Consider the following 25221-nt stretch of genomic DNA (forward strand, 5'->3'; position numbering starts at 1 on the left):
GTCAGATCACCCCGTTCGACTTGAGCAGGCGCAGCTCCTCGTCCCCGAGGCCCAGTTCACCGACGTAGACCTCTGCGTTGTGCTCGCCGAGCAGCGGGGAGGCCACCACGTCGACGGGGGAGTCGGAGAGCTTCAGCGGGCTGCCGACGGTGACGAACTCGCCGCGCTCGGGGTGCGGGACGGTGACGACCATCTCGTTGGCGACCAGCGAGCTGTCCTCGATGATCTCCTTGGTGGACAGGATCGGCCCGCACGGGATGTTGTGCGCGTTGAGCCGCTCCAGCACCTCCCACTTGGGCAGCGTCGAGGACCACTCCTCGATCAGCTGGAACATCTTGTTCAGCTTGGGCAGCCGGGCCTCCGGCGTCGCCCACTCGGGGTCGTCGGCCAGCTCGGGCCGGCCGATGAGCTCGCTCAGCGGCTTCCAGCCGACGGGCTGCACGATGACGTACACGTAGTCGTTCGGGCCGCCCGGAGCGCACTTGACCGCCCAGCCGGGCTGCCCGCCGCCGGACGCGTTCCCGGACCGGGGAACCTCGTCGCCGAAGTCCTCGTTGGGATATTCGGCGAGTGGACCATGGGTCAGGCGCTGCTGGTCGCGCAGCTTCACCCGGCAGAGGTTGAGCACCGCGTGCTGCATGGCCACGTTCACCCGCTGCCCGCGCCCGGTGCTCTCCCGCTGGAACAGCGCGGCGAGAATGCCGGCCACCGCGTGCACGCCCGTGCCCGAGTCCCCGATCTGGGCCCCCGTCGCCAGCGGCGGCCCCTCCTCGAACCCGGTGGTCGACATCGACCCGCCCATCGCCTGCGCGACGACCTCGTACGCCTTGAAGTTGGTGTACGGGCCGTCCCCGAACCCCTTGATGGAGGCATAGACGATCCGTGGATTGATCTCCTTGATGCGGTCCCAGGTGAACCCCATCCGGTCGATCGCGCCCGGCCCGAAGTTCTCGACCATGACGTCCGAGCGCCGGATCAGCTCGGTGAGGATCTCCTTGCCGCGCTCGGTCTTGGTGTTGAGGGTGATGCTCCGCTTGTTGCAGTTGAGCATCGTGAAGTAGAGGGAGTCGACGTCCGGCAGATCGCGCAGCTGCTTGCGCGTGATGTCACCGGTCGGTGCCTCGAGCTTGACGACGTCCGCGCCGAGCCAGGCCAGCAGCTGGGTCGCGGAGGGCCCGGACTGGACGTGTGTCATGTCGAGGACGCGGATGCCCTCAAGTGCCTTGGCGGTCATGGGGTGCACCTCACTTGTACATGGTCTGGTTCATGGTTCCGGGGGCGTACGCGTCCGGGTCCACCCAGACGTTGATCAGCGACGGCTTGCCCGACTCGCGGGCCCGGAGCAGCGCGGGGCCGATGTCGGCGGGGTCGCGGACCTCCTCGCCGTGACCGCCCAGCATCCGCGCGAACTCGTCGTACCGGACGTCGCCGAGGGTGTTGCCGACCCGCTCGCGCTCCTTGCCGTACTTGGCGGCCTGGCCATAACGGATCTGGTTCATCGAGGAGTTGTTGCCGACGATGCCGACGAAGGGGAGGTCGTAGCGGACCAGGGTCTCGAAGTCCCAGCCGGTGAGGGAGAAGGCGCCGTCGCCGAACAGGGCGACGACCTCCTTGTCGGGCCGGGCCTGCTTGGCGGCGAGCACGAAGGGCACGCCGACGCCGAGGGTGCCCAGCGGTCCCGGGTCCATCCAGTGCCCGGGTGACTTGGGCTGCACGACCTGCCCGGAGAAGGTGACGATGTCGCCGCCGTCCCCGATGTAGATCGAGTCCTCGGTGAGGAAGTCGTTGATCTCGCTGACGAGCCGGTACGGGTGGATGGGGGAGGCGTCCGACCGCAGGTGCGGCAGCCGCTTCTCCAGCGCGGTCTGCTCGGCGGCCCGCAGTTCGTCCAGCCACTCCTTGCGCTTGGACGCGCCCCCGTTCACCCGCCCGGAGGCCGCCTCGGTCACCGACTTCAGCACCAGCCCCGCGTCGCCGACGATCCCGAGGTCGATGTCGCGGTTCTTGCCGACGGTGCGGTAGTCGAGGTCGATCTGCACGACGGTCGCGTCGGGGGACAGCCGCTTGCCGTAGCCCATGCGGAAGTCGAAGGGCGTACCGACGATCACGATGACGTCGGCGCCCGAGAAGGCGTACCGCCGGGAGAGCTGGAAGTGGTGCGGGTCCCCGGGCGGGAGCGTGCCGCGCCCCGCGCCGTTCATGTACGCGGGGATGTTGAGGGTGCGCACCAGCTCGATGGCCGCCTCGGTGCCCCGGGTCGTCCACACCTGGCTGCCGAGCAGGATCGCCGGCTTCTCGGCGTGCACCAGCAGATCCGCGAGCCGCTCGATCGCCTCGGGATCGCCGGCCGACCGGGTCGAGGCCCGGTACGCGCCCTGCCGCGGCACCCGCGCCTTGGACGCGTCCACCTTGGCGTCCAGCACATCGCGCGGGATCTCCAGGAAGGAGGGGCCGGGGGCGCCGTGGTAGCACTCGCGGAAGGCCATCGACACCATGTCCGCCGCGCGTGCCGTGTCGGGCACGGTCGCCGCGAACTTGGTGATGGGGCTCATCATGTCGACGTGCGGCAGGTCCTGGAGGGACCCCATCTTGTGCTGGGTGAGCGCGCCCTGACCGCCGATCAGCAGCATCGGGGACTCCGCGCGGAAGGCGTTGGCCACTCCGGTGACGGCGTCGGTCGTTCCCGGCCCGGCGGTGACGACCGCGCAGCCGGGCTTGCCGGTGACGCGCGCGTACCCGTCGGCGGCATGGGCCGCCACCTGTTCGTGCCGTACGTCGACGACCTCGATGCCCTCGTCGACGCAGCCGTCGTAGATGTCGATGATGTGGCCGCCGCACAGTGTGTAGATGCGGTCGACGCCCTCGGCCTTGAGGGCCTTGGCGACGAGATGACCGCCGGAGATGACGTCCTGGGTGTCGTCGGGCATGGCGAAGTCCTTGTCCCTTCCTAGGGGTTGGGGAACGGTCTCGCGGTACATTGCATACAGTCGACGAATACTGTATGAAGCTTGTTATCCCGCATCCGATGGGTGGTGTCCAGGGGGTGCGCGGCACTTTTCAGTCGCCGGTCTCCAACCCCTCTTCGGACCTTCCGGCGACTTCGCAGACAGGAGCCGAGATGGACCTGTACGAACACCAGGCAAGGGAACTCTTCGCAGAACACGGCATCGTGGTGCCGCGGGCCGAGGTCACCGACTCGTCCAAACAGGCCCGCGAGATCGCCCGTCGGCTCGGCGGCCGAGTCGTCGTCAAAGCGCAGGTCAAGACAGGCGGACGCGGCAAGGCCGGCGGCGTCAAGCTCGCCGCCGACCCGGCTGCCGCCGAACTCACGGCACGTCAGATACTCGGCATGGACATCAAGGGACACACGGTCGGCGCGGTGATGCTGGCCCAGCCCGTCGACATCGCCGAGGAGTTCTACGTCTCCTACGTCCTCGACCGCGCCGCCGGTCGCTTCCTCGCCATCGCCTCCGCCGAGGGCGGCATGGACATCGAGGAGGTCGCTGCGACCCGCCCCGAGGCCGTGGCGCGCGTCCCCGTCGACCCCGCCGAAGGAGTCACCCCGGCGACGGCGTCCCGTATCGCCGAGGCGGCGGGCCTGCCGCCGCAGACCGTCGACGTCCTCGTACGGCTGTGGGAGGTCCTCGTCCGCGAGGACGCCCTGCTCGTCGAGGTCAACCCGCTCGTCCGCACCCGGGACGGCCGCGTCATGGCCCTCGACGGCAAGGTCACCCTCGACGACAACGCCCGCTTCCGCCAGGCCCGTTGGGGAGCCGAGGACGAAACCCGTCACGACCCGCTGGAGGCCGCCGCGGCCGCCAAGGGCCTCAACTACGTCAAACTCGACGGCGAGGTCGGCATCATCGGCAACGGCGCCGGGCTCGTCATGTCCACCCTCGACGTGGTCGCCGGCTGCGGAGCCCGCCCCGCCAACTTCCTCGACATCGGCGGAGGCGCCTCCGCGCAGATCATGGCGGACGGCCTGTCGGTCATCCTCTCCGACCCGTCGGTGAAATCCGTCTTCGTCAACGTCTTCGGCGGCATCACCGCCTGCGACGCGGTCGCCGACGGCATCGTCCGCGCCCTGGACACCGTACGGCTGACCAAGCCGCTCGTCGTACGGCTCGACGGGAACAACGCGGCCAGCGGACGGGCCGTCCTCGACGAGCACGCGCACCCGCTCGTCGAACAGGTCACCACCATGGACGGCGCCGCGCGCCGGGCCGCCCACCTCGCCACCACACCCTGAGGAGACCGGACGACATGGCGATCCACCTCACCAAGGAGAGCAAGGTCCTCGTCCAGGGCATGACCGGCGGCGAGGGCATGCGGCACACCCGGCGGATGCTCGCCGCCGGCACGAACGTCGTCGGCGGCGTCAACCCCCGCAAGGCCGGCCGAACCGTCGACTTCGACGAGCGCGCCGTCCCCGTCTTCGGCTCGGTCGCCGAGGGCATCGACGCCACCGGAGCCGACGTCACCGTCGTCTTCGTACCGCCCGCCTTCGCCAAGTACGCCGTCGTCGAGGCCGCCGACGCCGGCATCGGCCTCGCGGTCGTCATCACCGAGGGCATCCCCGTCCACGACTCCGTCGCCTTCCTCGCCCACGCCCGGCGCAAGGGGACCCGCGTCATCGGCCCCAACTGCCCCGGCCTGATCACCCCCGGCCAGTCCAACGCGGGCATCATCCCGGCCGACATCACCAAGCCGGGCCGCATCGGACTGGTCTCCAAGTCCGGCACGCTCACCTATCAACTCATGTACGAGCTGCGGGACATCGGCTTCTCCACCTGCGTCGGCATCGGCGGCGACCCCGTCGTCGGCACCACCCACATCGACTGCCTCGCCGCCTTCCAGGACGATCCCGACACCGACCTGATCGTCCTCATCGGCGAGATCGGCGGCGACGCGGAGGAACGCGCGGCCGCGTACATCCGCGACCACGTCACCAAGCCCGTCGTCGGCTACATCGCCGGCTTCACCGCCCCCGAGGGCCGCACCATGGGCCACGCCGGCGCGATCGTCTCCGGCTCGTCCGGTACGGCGCGGGCGAAGCAGGAGGCGCTGGAGGCGGCCGGAGTCAGGGTCGGCGGCACACCCACGGAGACGGCCCGGCAGGTGCTCGCCGTCCTGAACGCCGACCACTGAGGCCCTCGAAAGCCCCCTTTCTCTCGACCGTGCACCGAGAGCGGAGCGAACGCATGCCACCCACCCTCACCCTCAAATCCGGCACCTCCTGGGCCGACGCCTGGCAGCGCTGCCTGACCGTCGCCCCCGAGGCCTTCCGCGACGACCGCGTCCTCAACCTCTGGAACGCCGCCTGGCAGCCGGACGGCCGGGCCCTGCCCGCCGTCAGCCCCGTCGACGGCAGCCCCGTCGCGGGCCCGCCACGCCTGGACCGGGCCACCGCCCGGCAGGCCGTGCGCGCCGGGCTCGACCAGCACCGCGCCTGGCGCCACATCCCGCTGCCGGAGCGCAAGGCCCGCGTCGCGGCCACCCTCGACGCCCTCGCCCAGCACCGCGACCTGCTCGCACTGCTGCTCGTCTGGGAGATCGGCAAGCCCTGGCGGCTCGCGCGGGCGGACGTCGACCGTGCCATCGACGGGGTGCGCTGGTACGTCGACGGCATCGACGGGATGCTCGAAGGCCGGGCCCCGCTGGAGGGGCCCGTCTCCAACATCGCCAGCTGGAACTACCCGATGAGCGTGCTCGTTCACGCCATGCTGGTCCAGGCACTGGCGGGCAACGCGGTCATCGCCAAGACCCCGACCGACGGCGGCGTCGCCTGTCTGACCCTGGCCTCGGCACTCGCCGCCCGCGAGGGCATCCCCGTCACCCTCGTCAGCGGCAGCGGGAGCGAGCTGTCCGAGGCGCTGGTGCGGGCGCCCGAGGTCGGCTGCGTCTCCTTCGTCGGCGGCCGCGACACCGGCGCGGCGGTCGCCACGGCCGTCGCCGACCTCGGCAAACGGCACATCCTCGAACAGGAAGGACTCAACACCTGGGGCGTCTGGAATTACTCGGACTGGGACACCCTGAGCGCGGTGATCCCCAAACTCTTCGACTACGGCAAGCAGCGCTGCACGGCCTATCCGCGCTTCGTCGTCCAGCGCGGTCTCTTCGACGAGTTCCTGGCCGCCTACCTCCCCGCCGTCCGCACGGTCACGGTCGGCCACCCGCTCGCCGTCGAACACCCCACCGACCCGCACCCGCGGCTGGACTTCGGACCGCTGATCAACGCGGCCAAGGCGAAGGAGCTGCACGACCAGGTCGCCGAGGCCATCGACCGCGGCGCCGTACCGCTCCACCGGGGCACCCCGTCCGAGGCCCGCTTCCTGCCCGGCCAGGACACCTCCGCGTACGTGCAGCCCGTCACGCTGCTGAACCCGCCCCCCTCCTCCCCGCTGCACCACGCGGAGCCGTTCGGCCCGGTCGACACCATCGTCCTGGTCGACACGGAGGCCGAACTGCTGGCCGCCATGAACGCCTCCAACGGCGCCCTGGTGGCCACCCTGTCCACGGACGACCGGTCCACCTACGACAGGCTGGCCCCGCAGATCCGCGCCTTCAAGGTCGGCCACGGCGTCCCGCGCTCCCGCGGCGACCGGGACGAGCTGTTCGGCGGCTTCGGCGCGTCCTGGCGCGGCGCGTTCGTCGGCGGCGACCTGCTGGTCCGCGCCGTGACCCGGGGACCGGCGGAGGAGCGCCTGCCCGGCAACTTCCCGGACCACCAGCTCATGCCCTGAGGCGAGTAGCCGCCCGGACACACACCGTGCACCCCGGACCACCACCGCCCGGGGCACGGAAAACGCAGGTGAAAGGCACTGCGAAACCTTGGTATGGTTGTCCATGTCGCCGCGGGGAACACCCGCGAGGCGGCAGACACCTGGTCCGGGTGGCGGAATGGCAGACGCGCTAGCTTGAGGTGCTAGTGCCCTTTATCGGGCGTGGGGGTTCAAGTCCCCCCTCGGACACTTCACACCATCGATGGCCCCGACCGTAGCGGTCGGGGCCATCGATCGTTGTCGCGCTTCCGACCGTCCCCACCGCGTTGCCTCCCTCCCCGCGTTACCCCTGCTCACGCCGTGTTTCCCGGTCGACGGCCCCGGCGGGCAACAGGAAACCCGTCGACCTCCGCCGGCAGCGGGGCAACTCTGGGTCCGTCAGCGAACGGCGGCGAAGGGGGGCGGGGTCCATGCGATGGGTACTCGTGTCCGTGTGCGCGGTCGTGGCGGCCGTCGCGACCGGATGCGCCGACGGAGGCGACGGAGGCGACGGCCGGGCACGACAGGAACCGCGTCCCCCGGCACTGACCTGGCAACAGGAACTGCGCGTCGCCGACGCGCACCAACGTCTGACCAAGCAGTGCATGAACCGCCAGGGCTTCACCTACTGGGAGGACCGTGGCCTGACGCTCCGGGAGAGCCGCCCGGTGCGCTACGTGCAGGACGACGTGGCCTGGGCCCGTACGTACGGGTACGGCGGCCGGATCGAAGCGAAGAGTCTTCGCTTCCACGAACGCAACCCCAACGGAACCTACCGCCGGAGCCTCTCCCCGTCCCGGCGCGCCGCCTTCGACACCGCGCTCGACGGCGGCGGCGGTGCCCGCATGCTCACGGCGGCGCTGCCGGGCGGCGGGGAGACCCGCAAACGCGTCGGCGGCTGCATGGAGGAGGCCGAGCGCGCACTCTACGGCGACCCGGCCGAGTGGTACCGCACCGGCAGGATCGCCACCGGCCTCAACGCCCTCTACGGCAAGGAGCTGATGGAGGACCGTCACCTGACCTCGGCGGTCCGGGCCTGGTCCCGATGCATGAAGCGGGCCGGCCTGCCCCACGAGGACCCCCAGGCGGCCCGAGAAGCCGTCCGGGCCGACACCGCCCGGCTGGGCGCGGCCCGCGCCGAGGAGGCGTTCGCCGCCGAGCGGAGGACCGCCGTCGCCGACGCGACCTGTGCCCGCGAGACCTCCCTGCGCGCCGTGGCCACGGCGCGGGAGACGTACTACCTGGACCGCCTGCGCGACCGGTTCGGCAAGGACATCGACACCTACCGGCACCTCGGTCAGCGGGCCTACGACCGGGCGGTGCGCATCGTTCCGGAGCGGGGCTGACCACTTCCCGCTCCCGGGCGGACAGCGCCCTGCCACCGCACCACATCATCACCACAACGAGGGGAAAACAGCATGCGCAAGTTCACCGTCACGGCGGCCCTCCTCGGGCTCACCGCCCTGGGCGTCGTCGTACCCGCCACCACCTCGCAGGCCGCCGGGAACACCGTCGCCGGACCGGGCTGCGACAGCAAGTGGGGGCCGCGCAACGGCTACATGTACGCCTGGGAGAACCTGGACTGCTCGGGCGCCCAGCTGATCAGCACCGCGGGCAACAGCGACTGGTGGGTCGGCTCGCAGGACAGGGCCACGTCCGTCATGAACCGCGGCTTCACCGGTGGCCTCGACCACGTCGCGTTCTACGAGAACTCCGGCTACGGCGGCGGGCACGCCTGCCTCGCGCCGGGCGAGCTGTACGCCGACAACCTGACCGACAACCGGTTCACCAACGGGGTCAACGCGAACGACACCATCTCCTCGCACCGGTGGGTGGCCCGCAGCGCCTGCGGGGCCTTCCTGACCTGACCGATCCCACCCCGACCCGTCCGTGCGACGGGGACCGAACGTCCGGAACCGCTCCATGGTTCCGGACGTTCGCGCTTTCGCCATACCGGGTGAAAGGTTTGGCTGCCCTTATTCCCCCGGCAGTAACCTGGACTTCCACCGTCTCACGGCCGCACCGCATGGGGGACTCCGTGGGAGATCCGCAGCATGGGCATGAAGTTGACCACGGTAACGAGCGGGACCGGAACGCGCCGACCACGCACTCCTTCCCCGCGGAATTAAGACGACTCAGACAGGCACGCGGCCTGTCGCTGACCGACCTGGCGCGGCAGACGCACTACAGCAAGGGCTACCTCAGCAAGATCGAGACCGGCACGAAACGGGCGACCGCCGACATCGCCCGTATCTGTGACCGAGTACTGGGCGCCGAGGGTGAGTTGCTCAGGCTGGTCCAGGAGGGACCGCCCGCCGACAGCGGCAGCGGCGCCGAGGCCGTCGCTTCCGAGCGGCAGTCCGACGGGGTGTGTCCGTACCGCGGCCTGTCGGCGTTCACCCCGCAGGACGCGGAATGGTTCTTCGGCCGGGAGCGCGCGACGGCCGCACTGGTGGAACGGGTCTTCGAACGGGTGGGAAGCGGCCCGCTGATGCTCGTCGCCCCCTCGGGCGCGGGCAAGTCGTCCCTGCTCAACGCCGGACTGGTGCCCGCCCTGCGGCGTGGTGACTTCCCCATGCCGGGTGCCGACCGGTGGCCGGTGGTGACGTTCACCCCCACCTCACGGCCCCTGGACGAACTCCTGGAACGCACCGCGAAGGCGGTGGGCGGGGACCTCGCCGTCACCGTCGAGGAGATGCGCGAGAACCCCGACGCGGTGCTCGACGCCATACGCGCGATGGTGGACGACCCGCCGGCGCCGCCACCCGGGGAACGCCTGCCCCCGCCCTGCCGGCCGGTGCTGATCGTCGACCAGTTCGAGGAACTCTTCACCCTCTGCGCGGACCAGGACGAGCGGCGCACCTTCGTCCGGGTGCTCCGCGCGCTGGCGGCCGCCCGGCCGGACGAGAGCGCGCACGGTCCCGCCGTCGTGGTGCTGGGCATCCGGGCCGACTTCACCGGCAACTGTCTCGACCTCCCCGAACTGGCCCCGGTCCTCACCGACGGGCTGTTCGTGCTGCCGCCCATGTCCGTGGGGGAGTTGCGGGAGTCCGTCACCCGGCCCGCGGAACTCGCCGGACTGACCCTCCAACCCGGCCTGGTCCCCCTGCTGTTGCGCGACGCGGGACTGCGTGACGAGCCGGGCGGCAGCGTGCGGGACAGCGGAGCCGACGTGACCCCCTCCGGCGTGCTCCCCCTCGTCTCCCACGCCCTGCTGGCCACCTGGCAGCGCCGCGAGGGGACCGTGCTGACCGTCGCCGGGTACGAGCGGGCCGGCGGCATCCAGGGCGCGATCGCGCGGACCGCCGAGAACGTCTTCGCCCGGCTGTATCCGGCCGAGCAGAAGACGATCCGCCGTGTCCTGTCCCGTCTGGTGTACGTCGCGGACGGCGGCGGGGCGACCCGCCGCCGGACGAGCCGGGCCGCCCTGATGGAGCAGTTCGCCGACGCGGACGGCGCGGCCACCGCGCTCGACGCCTTCGTACGGGCCCGGCTCGTCACCATGGACAGCGACACGGTCCAGATCACCCATGAGGCCCTGCTGCACGCCTGGCCACGACTGCGGGACTGGATCCACGCCGACCGCGCCGGGCTGCTGCTCCACCAGCAACTCGCGCACGCCGCCGCCGAATGGGAGCGCGAAGGCCGTGATCCGTCCGCGCTGTACCGCGGCACCCGGCTGAGCACCGTGCGCTCCTGGGCCGACGAACTGGACGGCCGACGCCGACTGGGCCCCGGTGAGGAGGCGTTCCTCCGGGCGAGCCTGGCCGAGCAGGAAGGCCACGAGAGGCAGGCCAGGCGCCAGGTCCGGCTCCGGCAGTCGATGCTCGCCACGCTCGTCGTCCTGCTGGGGCTCGCCCTGAGCGCCGGCGGCCTCGCCTACCAGCAGCGCGAGAGCGCCCTCGACCAGGAACGCGTCGCCCGTTCCCAGGCGCTCGCCGTACGGTCCGCGTCGCTCGCCGGAGGCCAGCCGGAGGCGTCGATGCTGCTGGCCGGGGAGGCCTACCGGGCCCACGCCACCACCGAGGCGCGCGGCGCGCTGCTGAGCACGCAGTCCCAGCCCTTCTCCGGCCGGCTGGGCGGCCACCGGGGGCCGGTCAACGCGGTGGTCTTCGCACCGGACAACCGGCTCCTGGCGACGGCCAGTTCCGACGGGACCGTGATCCTTCGACGGGTGTCGGACCGCCGCACGACCGCCACGTTCACCGTGTCCGGGCCCGTCCGGTCGGTCGCCTTCAGCCCCGACGGCCGCACCCTCGCGGCGACGTCGACACGCGGGCCCGTGAGCCTCTGGGACATCCCCGAGCGGCGCAGGAGGGCCGTGCTCGCCGACAGCACGAAGGGGGCACGGGCGCTGTCCTTCGACCCCCGCGGCAGCCGCCTCGCCGTCGCGACCGCGGACGGGCCGATCCAGTTGTGGGACACCGCGCGCACACCCCGCGTCATCGCCTCCCTCAGCGGGCACAAGGGGACGGTCAACGCCCTGGACCACGCCCACGACGGCCGGACCCTGGTCTCCGCCGGAGCCGACCGCGTCGTGCGGCTGTGGGACACCGACCGGTTCCGGCCCCTCGCCGTGCTCGAGGGTCACACCGACGAAGTGCTGGGCGCGGCGTTCTCCCCGGACGGCGCGGAGGTGGCCTCCGGGGGCGTCGACCGGACCGTACGGCTGTGGGACGTACGCGCCGGCCGGCTCGGCGCGACGCTGTCCGGGAGCAGCGACGACATCAACGCCGTCGCGTACACGCACGACGGCGCCACGGTCGTCGGCGCGGTCGGCGACGGGACGACCAGGCTGTGGGACGTCCGCAGCGGCCGGCAGACCGCGGTGCTCGCCGGGCACACCGACTACGTGATGGGGGCGGCCGTGACCTCCGACGACACCGTGCTCGCCACGGCGGGCTTCGACCGGTCCGTGGTCCTGTGGAACCTCGGCGGCCCGGTGCTGACGGCCCGTCCGTTCACGGAGGTCTGGCAGGCCCGGTACAGCCCCGACGGGACACTGCTGGCCACCGCCGACGCCGACCACACGGTACGCCTGTGGGAGGTGAGCCGGCGCCGGCTCCTGGCGACGCTCCGGGGACACACCGAGGCCGTCTTCTCGGTCTCCTTCGCACCCGATGGACGCACCCTGGCGTCGGCGGGCTCCGACGGCACGATCCGGCTGTGGGACGTGGCCGCTCACGGGCCGCTGGCCACCCTGACCGGCCACACCGGTCAGGTCCACTCCGTCGCCTTCGCCCCCGACGGCCGGAGTCTCGCCTCGGCCGGCGCCGACCGTACGGTGCGCCTGTGGGACGTGGCGGGGCGCGCGCCGCTGGCGACGCTGACCGGCCACCGGGACTTCGTCAACGGCGTCGCCTTCAGCCCCGACGGCCGGATGCTGGCGAGCGCCGCCGACGACCTGACCGTACGGCTCTGGGACGTCTCCTCGCACCGCCCGCTCGGCACGCTGAACGGCCACACCGGCGCGGTGCGCGGCGTGGCCTTCGCCCCCGACGGGCGGACGCTGGCCAGCAGCGGCAACGACGGCACCGTACGGCTGTGGAACGTCCGCGAACGCCGCTCCGCGGCCGTCCTGACCGGTCACACCGGCTCCGCCCGGGGCATCGCCTTCGCCCCCGACGGCCGCACGCTCGCCAGCAGCGGCAACGACCGTACGGTGCGCCTGTGGGACGTCGCCGGGCGGCGTCCGTGGGCGACGCTGACGGGCCACACCGACGCGGTGTGGAGCGTGACCTTCGCCCCCGGCGGGCGCACGGTGGCCAGCGCCGGCACGGACGGCACCGCACGACTGTGGGACCTGGACCCCGGGGCCCGGCTGGCGCGGATCTGCCGGCTGAGCGCGAGCGTCGACGCGGAGACGCGCGCGAAGCTCCTGCCCGGTGTCCCGTTCACCGACGGGGCGCCCTGCGACGGCCGGGGGTGACGGCGACTCACCTGCTCACGGGGGGTTTCCCGGGTGTTTCCCGTTGCCCGTTGGCGGGAGGCGACACCCGGATCTCGACAGGCGCGACGCACCGTCAGCAGGCTGCTGTACGACCACTCCCGCACCACCTACAGGAAACGGGGGTCCCGGCATGGTCCGCCGGACCAGTCTCATCCGCACACTGATCGCCTTACTGGCCTTCCTCCTCTGGGCGCCGGTGTCCGCCGCCGCCGCGAACACCGCGACGCCCGTCCAGCGTGCGTCCGCCGACGCCTGCGGCGTCCTCGCACCCGGAGCCTCCGCGGCGGCCGAACGCGCCATCGCCGCCGCCTGCGCCGAGGTCGCGGCCGGCACCTGGTACACCTGGGGCGGCGGGCACGGCCCCCAGCCGGGCCCCACGTACGGCCAGGTCGACCCGACCGACCCGGACAGCGAGCACGACCCCGAACGGTTCGGCTTCGACTGCTCGGGCCTGGTCCGCCACGCCTACGCCGAGGCAGCGGGCTCGGACATCCTCAACGGCATCGCCGGCCAGCAGCACTACACGCACCGCGCCGCCGCCCGCTTCACCGCCGCCCAGGGCCTGGCCCCGCTGCTCCCGGGCGACCTGCTCGCCTGGGGCACCTCGCAGGACCTGCACCACATCGCCATCTACCTGGGCGCGGGCAAGATGGTCGAGGCCAGGGAATCCGGCACCAGGATCATGGTCAGTGACGTCCGCCTCAGCGGCTATTTCGGCGCCGTCCGCGTCAACACCGGGGCGGTCACCGGTCACATCCACCAGACGTGGGGCACCGGCGTGTGGACCAAGGCCGAACCCTCCACCAGCGCCGCCCGCGTCTACGCCTTCCCGTATTCGACCACCATCCGCGTCCAGTGCCAGAAGCACGCCGAACTGGTCACCTCCGACGGCTACACCAACGACGTGTGGTCGTATCTGCCGGACTACAAGGCGTGGGTGACCAACATCTACATCAAGGGACCGGCGTGGCTCGACGGCGTACCCGACTGCGGGACGACGGTGCCACCGACACCATGACGCACCGCGGCCCCCATCCGTCTCCGGATGAGGGCCGCGGACGCCGGACGGTTCAGGGAGCCGCGGTGACGGCCGGCGTCCTGTCCCCGTCGGAGGTGACGGCGGCCTCGCCCTCGTCGAGCGCGACGTCCTTCGTCTCCTTGCCGAGCAGCAGCGCGACCAGGGTCAGCAGCGCCATCGTCGAAAGGTAGACGCCGACCAGCCACGGCGAGCCGTCGCCGGTCTCCCACAGGGCCACCGCTATGAACGGGGCGACGGCCGCGCCGAGGATCGAGCTGACGTTGTAGGAGATGCCCGAGCCCGTGTAGCGCACGCTCGTCGGGAAGAGCTCCGGCAGCAGCGCGCCCATCGGCCCGAACGTCATGCCCATCAGCGTGAAGCCGAGCACCAGCCACAGCACCACGCCCAGCGTGCCCATGCCGATCAGCGGGACCCACATCAGACCGAAGACCAGGATCCCGGCGGTGACCAGGATCAGCGTGGCGCGCCGGCCGTACTTGTCCGCGAGCGGGCCGGACACCAGGGTGAACACCGCGAAGAACAGCACCCCGAAGATCATCATCAGGACGAACGTCGTGTAGTCGTACCCCAGTCCGGGCACGGCGGCGTCCTCCGGCGTACGGCCGTAGCTCAACGAGAACGTGGTCATCAGGTAGAAGAGCACGTACGTCGCCAGCATGAAGAAGGTGCCGAGGACCAGCTGCTTCCAATGGCCGCGGAAGACGGTGGCCAGCGGCAGCTTCCGCACCAGCCCGGCCTCGCGGGTCCTGGCGAACACCGGCGCCTCCACCAGGCGCATCCGCACCCACAGGCCGATCGCCACCATCACGGCGGAGAACAGGAACGGCACCCGCCAGCCCCAGCTCAGGAAGGCGTCCGAGGGCTGGGACGGGTCGGCGCCCGCCGCGGACGGCAGCAGCGCGCCGATGATCAGGAAGAGGCCGTTGCCGATGATGAAGCCGAGCGGGGCGCCCAGCTGCGGGAACGTGCCGTAGAGGGCGCGCTTGCCCTTCGGGGCGTTCTCGGTGGCGACCAGGGCGGCACCGCTCCACTCGCCGCCGAGCGCGAAGCCCTGCGCGAGCCGCATCAGCACCAGCAGCGCGGTGGCGATCCAGCCGGCCTGGGCGTAGGTGGGGAGCACGCCGATCAGGAAGGTGGCGATGCCCATGGTGAGGAGCGAGGCGACCAGGGTGCCCTTGCGGCCGAGCCGGTCACCGAGATGTCCGAAGACCACGGCGCCGATCGGGCGGGCGACCATCGCGGCGCCGAACACCGCGAACGACGACAGCAGTGCCGTGGTCGGGTCGCTGCTGGGGAAGAAGAGCTCGGGGAAGACCAGTACGGCGGCGGTCGCGTAGATGTAGAAGTCGTAGAACTCGATGGTCGTGCCGATGAGGCTCGCGATGAGGACGCGGGACCGCGAGTTGACGGGTGCCGGGGCCGGACTGGTGGTTGGTGCGGGCATTTCACGGTCTTTCCAGGTGGGACGGTTGCACCGACGATCTCAGACATCTCATTTCTCAGGAACGACATACCGCAATGTGAGACGCCGAATATTGCGTGGCCCCGCCCTCCCCTTCCTCCCTACACTCACCGAGCACGCGCCGCCCGGCCGTCGGGCGGTGCGCTCATGACCAGTGAGGGGAGACGGGCCGTGCGTGATCACGCCGCCGCTGTCGCTCCCCGTTCCCGGTCCCGTCGGTCCGTGGTGATCCTGGTGTCCCGTTCCGTCCGGTGCCCGCTGCGCGGCCGGCACCGGATGCCCGCGACGCACGCCTGATCCCCGACGCCCCACACCTCAAAGGGCGTCCGACGTCGTGCGCCGGGGAATCGCGCCGCCCACTCCGGAAACATCCGAAAGGCCACGGGCCATGCGCACCAACCCACTCGCCACCGTCCGCAACCTCGGCATCCTCGCCCATGTCGACGCCGGCAAGACCACCGTCACCGAGCGGATCCTGTACGCCACCGGCACCACGCACAAGCGCGGAGAGGTGCACGACGGCACCACCGTCACCGACTTCGACCCGCAGGAACGCGACCGGGGCATCACCATCTTCGCCGCCGCCGTGAGCTGCGCCTGGGACGGTCACCGCGTCAACCTCATCGACACCCCCGGCCACGTCGACTTCGCCGACGAGGTGGAGCGCTCCCTGCGCGTCCTCGACGGCGCGGTCGCCGTGTTCGACGCGGTCGCCGGTGTGGAACCGCAGAGCGAGTCGGTGTGGCGGCAGGCGGACCGGCACGGTGTGCCGCGCATCGCGTTCGTGAACAAGATGGACCGGGCCGGCGCCGACCTGGACGCCGCCGTCGCCTCCATCCGGGAGCGACTGCACCCCGCACCCCTGGCGGTCCAGCTGCCCATCGGCGCGGAGGACACCTTCACCGGTGTCGTCGACCTGCTGCGCATGCGGGCCCTGACCTGGACCGACGAGGGCGAGGCCCGCGACGCGGCACCGGTGCCGGACGAACTGCTCGACGAGGCGCGCAGACGGCGCCGGCTGCTGGAGGAGGCCGTCGCCGAACTGCACCCCGGCGCGCTGGAGGAGTTCTGCGACACGGGCGCGATCGGCACCGGCACGCTCACCGAGGCCCTGCGGGAACTGACCCGCGACGGTGACGCCGTCGTCGTCCTGTGCGGCTCCGCCTACCGCAACCGGGGCATCGAACCGCTGCTGGACGCCGTGCTCGCCTATCTGCCGTCGCCGCTCGACGTGCCGCCGGTCCGCGGCACCGACGACGACGGCACGGAGCGGGAGCGGGCCGCCGACCCGGCGGCACCGCTGGCCGCCCTGGCGTTCAAGGTGAACGCCACCGCCACCGGACGGCTGACCTACCTGCGCGTCTACGCGGGAACGATCGAGAAGGGAGACACCGTGTGGGACGCCACCGCACGCCGCACCGAGCGCGTCGGGCGCATCCTGCGCGTCCGGGCCGACCGGCACGCCCAGCTGGACCGGGCCGTCGCCGGCGACATCGTCGCCGTGGTCGGACTCAAGTCCGCCCGCGCCGGCTCCACGCTGTGCGCGCCGGACGCCCCGCTGGTCCTGGAGCCTCCGGGGGTCGCCGAGCCGGTCGTCTCCGTGGCGGTCGAGGCGCTGAAGGGCACGGACACCGGACGTCTGGCGTCGGCACTGGCGCGGCTCGCCGAGGAGGACCCCTCGCTGGTCGTGCGCACCGACCCGGAGACCGGTCAGACGGTGCTGTCCGGCATGGGCGAACTGCATCTGGAGGTCGCGGTGGAGAAGGTCCGGCGTGATCACGGTCTGGCCGTCAACGTCGGCCGCCCCCGGGTCAGTTACCGGGAGACCGTCGGTCGCGGTGTGTCCGGGTTCGTGTACCGGCACGTCAAACAGGACGGCGGGGCGGGGCAGTTCGCCCATGTCGTCCTCGACGTCGAGCCGTCGGACACGCCCGGCGACGGCTTCGAGTTCCGTTCGGCGGTCGTCGGCGGCCGTGTGCCGCAGGAGTACGTCCGTGCCGTCGAGGCGGGCTGCCGGGACGCCCTCGCCGAGGGACCGCTGGGCGGTCACCCGGTGACCGGCCTGCGGGTCACCCTCACCGACGGGGCGACCCACGTGAAGGACTCGTCGGACACCGCGTTCCGCACGGCCGGCCGGTTCGGACTGCGGGACGCCCTGCGGGCCTGCGCGATGGTCGTGCTGGAGCCGGTCGTCGAGGTCACGGTCACCGTGCCCGAGGACGCGGTGGGCGGAGTCCTCGGTGACCTGGCCGCCCGCCGCGGCCGGGTGACCGGCTCGGTCACCCGGGCGGGCGCCGCGGTCGTCACCGCGACCGTGCCGCTGGCCGAACTGTTCGGCTACGCGACCCGGTTGCGCAGCCGCACCCAGGGCCGCGGCACCTTCACCACCCGGCCCACCGGGTACGCCCCCGCACCGGCCCCCGCGCCGACGCGGTAACGCGTGAACGGCGGCCCCTCCCGCAGCTCAGCCGGAAGGGGCCGCCACCGCCGCCGTACGGCACACCCGACCCCCGGCGTCGGTCGGGGCGTGCCGCGGGCGCCGGGATCAGGGGTACGACACCACCATGGAAGGCACGGTGTTGGTGCCGGACGTCGGGGCACCGGTGTCGTTGATGACGCACTCGTACTGCCCGTTCCCGCTGAGCGACACCACCAGCAGATGGTGGAAGCGCACGCCCGGCCGGTCGGGGGCGGCGAAGCCGTGGTGCTGGACGATGCTCGGGTTCACGTTGTAGTAGCAGTAGCTGCCCATGCCCCAGCCCTCGTGGGTCGTGACGTGGTCGCCGACCTTGTAGGCCGCGTAGCCCTTGATCGAGCCGTTCTGGATGGCGGCCTGGTCGGGGGCGTCGTACGCCTTCTCGTTCTGGAAGAAGACCGTGCGGCCGCGTTCGCCGTTCCACTGCACGTCGTACTTGTTGAAGTGCTCGACGAACAGGCCGGTGGCGAGGACGTCGTGGCCGTTGACGACGACGCCGTAGTCGCACCGGTTGGTCTCCCAGCCGACGCCGTCGCCGTGGTCGGCGCGCCAGACCCAGGTGTGGTCGATGATGGTGTGCCGGGCGTTGACCACCATGCCGGTGGTCGCCCTGCCGGGACCGGCACCGCCGACCCGGATGAAGACGTCCTGCACGGTGATCGGGTTCGCGGAGTGGTCACGGGAGGCGCCCTCCGGGCCGACCTCCAGCAGAACGGGCGAGTCGACCGGCCCGGCGTCGATCAGGAAGCCCGCCAGCCGTACGCCGTCGACGTCGTCGACCGTCAGGGCGGTGACGCCGTTGTCGGGGATCAGGGTGGCGTAGCCGAGGCCCAGGACGACCGTGCCGGGGCGGCTCACCCGTACGGGCTGGTCCACGTGGTAGATGCCCGGCGTGAGCAGCAGGTTGAGGCCTTGGTCGAGTGCCTGGTTGAAGGTGGCCGCCGAGTCGCCGGGCTTGGCGACGTAGAAGCGGTTCAGCGGCAGGGAGGTGCCGCGCGGGGTCCCGTTGCCCCAGGTGACACCGCGCGCGTCGGTCCGCAGCTCCGGCAGGAAGACGCGGTACTCGTCGCCTTCGAGGTACAGGAAGGGCTTCTCGCGGGAGAGCGGCGTCCTGTCGAGCGTGGTGTACGGCGGGTCCGGGAAGCTCTGCGCCGGGGCGCCCTCGACACCGGAGAACACCATGTTCCACACGGCGTTGGTCCAGCCGCCGACCGCACTGTCCCGGGTGTACCACTGTTGCTGCGAGTACGGGCCGACCGTGCCGTCGACACGGCTGTCGGCGATGTAGCCGCCGCTCGCCCAGCCGTAGCCGGACGGCGCGAGGTTGAGCCCGCCGCGTACGTGCATCCGGCGGAACGGCGCGGCCTGCGCCACCGCCCACCGGTTGGTGCCGTTCACCGGGACGACCGCCAGGTTCTCCGCCGAACGCCAGAAGTTCTGCGTGGCGTTGCCGTCGAACCAGCCGGCGTCGACCGTCACGTCACCGTTGATCGTGGTGTCGTCGGGGGAGAGGCCGAGCCCGGAGATGGAGGTGTAGAAGCCGATCTGGGCGTTGAGACCGTTGTACGTGCCCGGCTTGAACAGCAGTTGGTAGCGGCCGGTGCCGAACTGGGCACGCTCCTGCTCCCGGAAGATCTCGTCCAGGCGGGCCTGGATGCCCGGGGTGGACGGGTCGAAGACGATCACGTTCGGGCCGAGGTCGCCGCCGGCCTTCAGCCGGCGCGGCTTCCTGCGCCGCGGCGCGGGCGCGGCGGAGGCCGTCCCGGACAGGCCGGCCAGTACGGGAGCGGCCGCGGCGGCGCCCAGCAGGGCCCGGCGCCGGACCCCGGAGGGTTCGGGCGTGGCGGAGTTGGTGGGGGAAGCGGGCATGGGGCGGCTCTCTCCTTGTTCGGAAAGTGAACGAAGTGGGGGTGTGGGAGCGCTCTCTGGGTGTGCATGCTTCATCCGTGTGCGAGACACGTCAAGAGTTATGACCGTGGAACCTTTGATGTGTTCAACAAGTGAGCGTGCGGAGGCCGTTGATCCTCGCACCGCATCCCTTGACACCTTCCGTCCCGCACTCAACACTCCGTCCGTGGGAGAGCGCTCTCCGAGAATTTCCCCGACCTTCTCAGGAGGTCTCCATGCCACGGAGATCAAGAGTTCTGTCCGGCACCCTGATCGCGAGCGCGTTACTGCTGACCTCGCTCGGGGTCGGCACGGTCGCGGCCAACGCCGACACCGACACCGCCCCGACCACGCACGCCGGGCACACCATGGCGGTCTCCACCGCCGCCTCGCCCGAGGACCCGGACGGCGACGGCTACATCCCCGCGAACCCGCCGGTCACCGGCGTCACCCCGTCCACGAAGGAACCGCCGCACCGCTACTTCCACGAGTTCCAGGCCAACTGCTCGGTCACCCACACGGCACCCGACGACCCGATCGTCTACCCGCAGCAGCCCGGCAGGTCGCACGACCACACCTTCATGGGCAACACCACGACCAATGCCCACAGCACCACGGCCTCGCTCGACGCCGGGTCCACCACCTGCCTCGCCCCCGGCGACCGCTCGGCGTACTGGATGCCCACCATGTACGACGGCGACGAACCGGTGCTGCCGGTGGGCCTGCAGGTCATCTACTACAAGGCCGGCGTCACCGACTACACCAGCGTCCGCCCCTTCCCCAAGGGCCTGCGGTACGTCGTCGGCAGCCCCACGCAGAGCGCCCAGGAGTTCCGCGACCACCCGGGCTTCGTCGAGGGCTGGGAGTGCGGTGACAGCTTCTTCAACGTCGAGTTCCCGGCCGACTGCCCCGACCGCCGGGACGTCCAGGTCAACATCCGCTTCCAGGCTCCCAGTTGCTGGGACGGCCGCAACCTGGACACACCGGACCACCAGAGCCACATGTCCTACCCGGTGGTCAACCCCGGCACGAACAACAACATCTGCCCGGCCAGTCACCCGGTCGCCCTGCCGATGATCGAGTTCAAGATGGCCTTCCCGGTCAACGGCGATCTGTCGCGGGTGCGACTGGCCAGTGGCCCGAGCCACTCGTTCCACTACGACTTCTTCAACGCCTGGGACGAGCGCACCCTGAAGGCCATGGTCGACCACTGCATCGTCGGCGGTCTCCAGTGCAACGCGCGCGGCTACGACGAGACCCACCCCGAGGCCGGGGCCGCGCTGAACGAGCACTACGAACTCCCCTGACCCGCCTGAGCCCCACGGCCCGGCCGTGCGCTTCCCCCGCCATGGCCGGGCCGCCCCCAACCCCGTAACCCCGTAACCCCGTACTCGGGAGACCCCACATGAGCCGACCCCGCACTCCCGCCACCCGCAGACTCACCGCTCCACTGACCGCCGCCCTCCTCACCCTCGGCGCCCTCACCGCCCTGCCGGCCCCGCAGGCGCACGCCGCCGGCAGCGTCGTGAAGGTCACCGGCGGCCAGGGCGACTGGCAGTTGACCGTCGACGGCAGCCCCTACCAGGTCAAGGGCTTGACCTGGGGCCCCTCCGTCGCCGACGCCGGCCGGTACATGCCCGACCTGAAGTCCATGGGCGTCAACACGATCCGCACCTGGGGCACCGACGCGAGCAGCAGGCCCCTGCTCGACTCCGCCGCCGCCCACGGCATCAAGGTCATCGCCGGCTTCTGGCTCCAGCCCGGCGGCGGACCGGGCAGCGGCGGCTGCGTGAACTACGTGACCGACACCGGGTACAAGGACCGGATGCTCGCCGAGTTCCCCCGGTGGGTGCAGGAGTACAAGGACCATCCGGGCGTGCTGATGTGGAACGTGGGCAACGAGTCCGTGCTCGGCCTTCAGAACTGCTACAGCGGCGACGAACTCGAGCGACAGCGCGACGCCTACACCACCTTCGTCAACGACGTGGCGAAGAGGATCCACTCCGTCGACCCGAACCACCCGGTCACCTCCACCGACGCCTGGGTCGGCGCCTGGCCGTACTACAAGAAGAACGCCCCCGACCTCGACCTGTACGCCGTCAACTCCTACGACGCCGTCTGCGACGTCCGGGCCGCCTGGGAACAGGGCGGCTACACCAAGCCGTACATCGTCACCGAGTCCGGACCGGCGGGCGAGTGGGAGGTGCCGGACGACGCCAACGGCGTACCGAGGGAGCCCACCGACCAGGCCAAGGCCGAGGGCTACACCAAGGCGTGGAACTGCGTCACCGGACACCGCGGGGTCGCCCTCGGCGCGACGCTGTTCCACTACGGCACCGAGTACGACTTCGGCGGCATCTGGTTCAACCTCCTCCCGGCGGGCCAGAAGCGGCTGTCGTACTACGCCGTGAAGCGGGCGTACGGCGGTGCCGGCTCCGGCGACAACACACCACCGGTGATCTCCGGCTTCGGCGTCGAGGGCGACGCGGGCCGGGTGCAGGCGGGCAAGGACCTGGTGCTCACCACGCGCGCCACCGACCCGGACGGCGACCCGATCACGTACGAGGTGCAGGCCAACAGCAACTACATCGACCAGAGCAAGCAGTTGACCACCCTGCCCTTCACCGACCTGGGGGGTGGACGCCTGAAGGTCACCGCTCCCGACCGCCCCGGCGTGTGGAAGCTGTACGTCAAGGCGAGCGACGGCAAGGGCAACGTCGGAGTGGAGACCCTCTCGGCGCGGGTCGTGCCACCGGCCGTGGACGGCACGAACGTCGCCCTGGGCAGGCCGGCCACCGCCTCGTCGTTCCAGCCGAGCTACGGCGACTGCCCGTGCCCCGCGGCCAACGCCGTGGACGGAAACCCGGAGACGCGCTGGGCCAGTGACTGGAGCGACCCGCAGTGGCTCCAGGTGGACCTCGGCACCCGCACCGCCTTCCGGCACGTGCAGCTGCACTGGGAGACCTCCTACGCCAAGGCGTACACCATCCAGACCTCCGACGACGGGCAGAACTGGCGGACCGTGCACACCGTCACCGACGGCAACGGCGGCGTCGACACCCTCGACGTGACCGGCACCGGCCGCTACGTCCGCGTCAACGGCACCGGACGCGGCACCGGTTACGGCTACTCGCTGTACGAGTTCGGCGTCTTCAGCTGACGCGCTGCGACAAGAAGGGTGGGGACCCGGGTGGGGACGAGCGAGGACGACATCGACCGGCTGCTGGGCAAGTTGACGCCGCGCGCCCGCGCGCTGCTGCTCAGCGGCGCCACCAACTGGCGCACGCGCGCCGAAGTCGGCGTGGGAATGCGAGAGTTGGTGATGTCCGACGGTCCGGCGGGCGTACGCGGACAGTCGTGGGACGAGCGTGGCACCTCCGTGCTGCTTCCGTGCCCCACCGCGCTCGCCGCCACCTGGGACGAGGCACTCGTCGAACGCCTCGGCGGCCTCCTCGCCGCCGAGGCGCGGCGCAAGGGCGTCCACGTGCTGCTCGCCCCCACCCTCAATCTGCACCGCAGCCCGCTGGGCGGCCGGCACTTCGAGTGCTTCTCCGAGGACCCCGAACTCACCGGCCGTATCGGCGCCGCCCTCATCCGGGGCGTCCAGGCCCACGGGGTGGCCGCGACGGCCAAGCACTACGTGGCCAACGACTCCGAGACCGACCGGCTCACCGTCGACGTACGCGTCGGCGAGCGCGCCCTGAGGGAGGTGTACCTCGCCCCCTTCGAGGCCGCGGTGGCCGCCGGGGTCCGGCTGGTCATGGCCGGCTACAACAAGGTCGACGGCACCACGATGACCGCGAGCGGGCTGCTCACCGACCCGCTGAAGAGCGAGTGGGGCTTCGACGGTGTCGTCGTCTCCGACTGGGGAGCCGTGCGCGACACCGTGAACACCGCGCGCTCGGCCCTGGACCTCGCCATGCCGGGTCCGGACGGCCCCTGGGGCGAGGCCCTGGCCCGCGCGGTGGCCGACGGCAGCGTGCCCGAAGCGGCCGTCGACGACAAGGCGCGGAGGCTGCTGCGGCTCGCCGCCCGCTGCGGCGCCCTCGGCGACGAACGGCCGCCCGCCCGGGTCCCCGTCCGCACCCGGGACGTACGGGCCCTGGCCCGGCGGGCGGTCGCCGCCGGGTCGGTCCTGCTGAGCAACCGGGGTGTGCTGCCGCTGGACCCCGACCGCCTCGGAACGGTCGCCGTGTTCGGCGAGCACGCCGTACGGACCCGCACCCAGGGCGGCGGCAGCGCGGGCGTCTTCCCGCAGCATGAGGTGTCCGTCCTCGACGGGATCCGCGCCGCCCTGCGCGGCCGGGCCCGCGTCGTCCACGTCCCGGGCCCCCGCCCGGACGGCCCGGCGCCCGCGCTGGACGCCACGCTGTGCACCGACCCCCGCTCCGGCCGGCCCGGCGTGCTGCTGCGCGTGCTGGACTCCGACGGCGGCGAGCTGTACGCCGAGCGGCGCGGCGGCGGACGCCTGCTGGAGCCGCGCCTGGTGCCGGGCGCGCACACCGTCGAGATCAGCGCCCGGCTGCACCCCCGCACCGGGGGTTCCTGGACGCTGGGCGTCGCGGGCTTCGGGCGGATGAGCCTGACCCTCGACGGGAGGGTCCTCCTGGACGGCGAGTACCCGCCGACGACCGACGACCCGGCGATCGTCCACGTCGACCCGCCCGCCCGGTACGCCACCGCCGACCTGGTGGCCGGCCGGGACGCCCTCCTGGTGGCGCGCCGCGAACTGGCGCCCGGCACCGGCCGCGCCACCGTCGTCAGCGCCGCCCCGCCTGCCCCCGACGTCGCCGCGTCCCTGGCCGAGGCGGCCCGCGCGGCCCGTGCGGCGGACGCGGCGATCGTGGTCGTCGGCACCACCGAGCACGGCGAGTCCGAGGGCCGCGACCGGACGGGACTCGGCCTCGGCGACACCCAGGACGCGCTGGTCCACGCCGTCGCCGCAGCCAACCCGCGCACGGTCGCCGTGGTCAACAGCGGCGGGCCGGTGGAGATGCCGTGGCGCGAGGCGGCGGGCGCGGTCCTGCTGGCCTGGTTCCCCGGTCAGGAGGGCGGCGGAGGGCTGGCCGACGTGCTCTTCGGACGGGCCGAGCCGGGCGGCCGGCTGCCCACCACCTGGCCGGCCGTCCTCACCGACGCGCCCGTCGTCCGCACCCTCCCGGTCGACGGCCGGCTCTCCTACGACGAGGGCCTGCACATCGGCTACCGCGGCTGGCTGCGCGAACACCGCACCCCGGCCTACTGGTTCGGCCACGGGCTCGGCTACACCACTTGGGCGTACGAGGAGTTGACCGTCCCGGCGTCGTGGCGGGCGGGCGAGGATCTGACGGTGTGCGTGCGCGTGCGCAACACCGGGGGACGGGCGGGCCGGGAGGTCGTCCAGGTCTACCTCGCCCGGCCGCCCGGACCGGTCGACCGCCCCGCGCGGTGGCTCGCCGGATACGCGGCCGTGCACGCCGGGCCGGGGGAGGCGGTGACGGCACGGGTGCGGATCCCGGCGCGGGCGCTTCGGCACTGGTCGGTCGCGGAGCACGCCTGGCGCACGGAACCGGGGCCCTGCCGGGTGCTGGCCGGGCGGTCGGCGGGGGAACTGCCGCTGGCGGGCGAGGTGGAGGTCGGCACCGCCGGATGACACCCCGGACCAGG

General features: G+C 72.0%; 15 protein-coding genes and 1 tRNA gene. 12 read left to right on the top strand and 4 right to left on the bottom strand.

What is annotated here, in order from left to right:
* Position 1: 1 nt before the first annotated feature.
* Together frc and ACZ470_RS09160 are read right to left on the bottom strand one after the other, a co-directional pair.
* Positions 2-1234: a formyl-CoA transferase gene (frc, locus tag ACZ470_RS09155; protein WP_468425873.1), complete on the bottom strand. Its 1233-nt coding sequence runs from the start codon at positions 1232-1234 to the stop codon at positions 2-4.
* A gap of 10 nt (positions 1235-1244) precedes the next feature.
* A complete protein-coding gene (locus ACZ470_RS09160) occupies positions 1245-2927 on the bottom strand; it encodes a thiamine pyrophosphate-binding protein (protein ID WP_468425875.1) in 1683 nt (560 codons plus the stop codon).
* A gap of 191 nt (positions 2928-3118) precedes the next feature.
* Between ACZ470_RS09160 and sucC the strand changes: the two genes are divergently transcribed.
* The 8 genes from sucC (at position 3119) to ACZ470_RS09200 (ending at position 13729) form a co-directional block, all read left to right on the top strand.
* A complete protein-coding gene (gene sucC, locus ACZ470_RS09165) occupies positions 3119-4249 on the top strand; it encodes an ADP-forming succinate--CoA ligase subunit beta (protein ID WP_468425877.1) in 1131 nt (376 codons plus the stop codon).
* Between the two features lie 14 nt (positions 4250-4263).
* The gene (gene sucD / locus ACZ470_RS09170) at positions 4264-5148 is read left to right on the top strand and encodes a succinate--CoA ligase subunit alpha (RefSeq protein ID WP_468425879.1); all 885 of its coding nucleotides are present in this window, start codon (positions 4264-4266) and stop codon (positions 5146-5148) included.
* A gap of 53 nt (positions 5149-5201) precedes the next feature.
* Complete coding sequence (locus ACZ470_RS09175) at positions 5202-6743, top strand: aldehyde dehydrogenase family protein (RefSeq protein WP_468425881.1); 1542 nt, start codon at positions 5202-5204, stop codon at positions 6741-6743.
* 143 nt (positions 6744-6886) lie between these two features.
* Positions 6887-6971: transfer RNA gene (locus ACZ470_RS09180), tRNA-Leu, on the top strand.
* Positions 6972-7192: 221 nt separating this feature from the next.
* Positions 7193-8107, top strand: a complete 915-nt coding sequence (locus ACZ470_RS09185; RefSeq protein ID WP_468425882.1) for a hypothetical protein — start codon at positions 7193-7195, stop codon at positions 8105-8107.
* A 72-nt stretch (positions 8108-8179) separates the two neighbouring features.
* Positions 8180-8629 carry a peptidase inhibitor family I36 protein gene (locus ACZ470_RS09190; RefSeq protein ID WP_468425884.1) on the top strand — a complete coding sequence of 150 codons (450 nt, stop codon included), beginning with the start codon at positions 8180-8182 and terminating at the stop codon, positions 8627-8629.
* Between the two features lie 170 nt (positions 8630-8799).
* Positions 8800-12690 carry an nSTAND1 domain-containing NTPase gene (locus ACZ470_RS09195; protein ID WP_468425886.1) on the top strand — a complete coding sequence of 1297 codons (3891 nt, stop codon included), beginning with the start codon at positions 8800-8802 and terminating at the stop codon, positions 12688-12690.
* Between the two features lie 151 nt (positions 12691-12841).
* Positions 12842-13729 (top strand): C40 family peptidase, encoded by an 888-nt coding sequence (locus ACZ470_RS09200; protein WP_468425888.1) that lies wholly within the window; start codon positions 12842-12844, stop codon positions 13727-13729.
* A 52-nt stretch (positions 13730-13781) separates the two neighbouring features.
* Here the strand turns inward: ACZ470_RS09200 and ACZ470_RS09205 are convergent, their stop codons facing one another.
* A complete protein-coding gene (locus ACZ470_RS09205; protein WP_468425890.1) occupies positions 13782-15194 on the bottom strand; it encodes an MFS transporter in 1413 nt (470 codons plus the stop codon).
* A gap of 406 nt (positions 15195-15600) precedes the next feature.
* On the opposite strand from ACZ470_RS09205, the gene fusA reads away from it, so the two are divergent.
* Positions 15601-17649, top strand: a complete 2049-nt coding sequence (gene fusA, locus ACZ470_RS09210; RefSeq protein ID WP_468425892.1) for an elongation factor G — start codon at positions 15601-15603, stop codon at positions 17647-17649.
* Between the two features lie 108 nt (positions 17650-17757).
* Here the strand turns inward: fusA and ACZ470_RS09215 are convergent, their stop codons facing one another.
* Positions 17758-19557 (bottom strand): coagulation factor 5/8 type domain-containing protein, encoded by a 1800-nt coding sequence (locus tag ACZ470_RS09215; protein ID WP_468425893.1) that lies wholly within the window; start codon positions 19555-19557, stop codon positions 17758-17760.
* Between the two features lie 254 nt (positions 19558-19811).
* On the opposite strand from ACZ470_RS09215, the gene ACZ470_RS09220 reads away from it, so the two are divergent.
* The 3 genes from ACZ470_RS09220 to ACZ470_RS09230 all read left to right on the top strand — a co-directional run bounded on the left by ACZ470_RS09220 (position 19812) and on the right by ACZ470_RS09230 (position 25207).
* Positions 19812-20882 (top strand): DUF1996 domain-containing protein, encoded by a 1071-nt coding sequence (locus ACZ470_RS09220; RefSeq protein WP_468425895.1) that lies wholly within the window; start codon positions 19812-19814, stop codon positions 20880-20882.
* A 98-nt stretch (positions 20883-20980) separates the two neighbouring features.
* Positions 20981-22735, top strand: coding sequence for a discoidin domain-containing protein (locus tag ACZ470_RS09225; RefSeq protein ID WP_468425897.1), 1755 nt, complete (start codon positions 20981-20983; stop codon positions 22733-22735).
* Positions 22736-22765: 30 nt separating this feature from the next.
* Entirely contained in the window at positions 22766-25207 is a 2442-nt protein-coding gene (locus ACZ470_RS09230; RefSeq protein WP_468425899.1) for a glycoside hydrolase family 3 C-terminal domain-containing protein, read from the top strand.
* Positions 25208-25221: the final 14 nt, after the last annotated feature.

Source organism: Streptomyces sp. NPDC031111 (assembly GCF_055570675.1).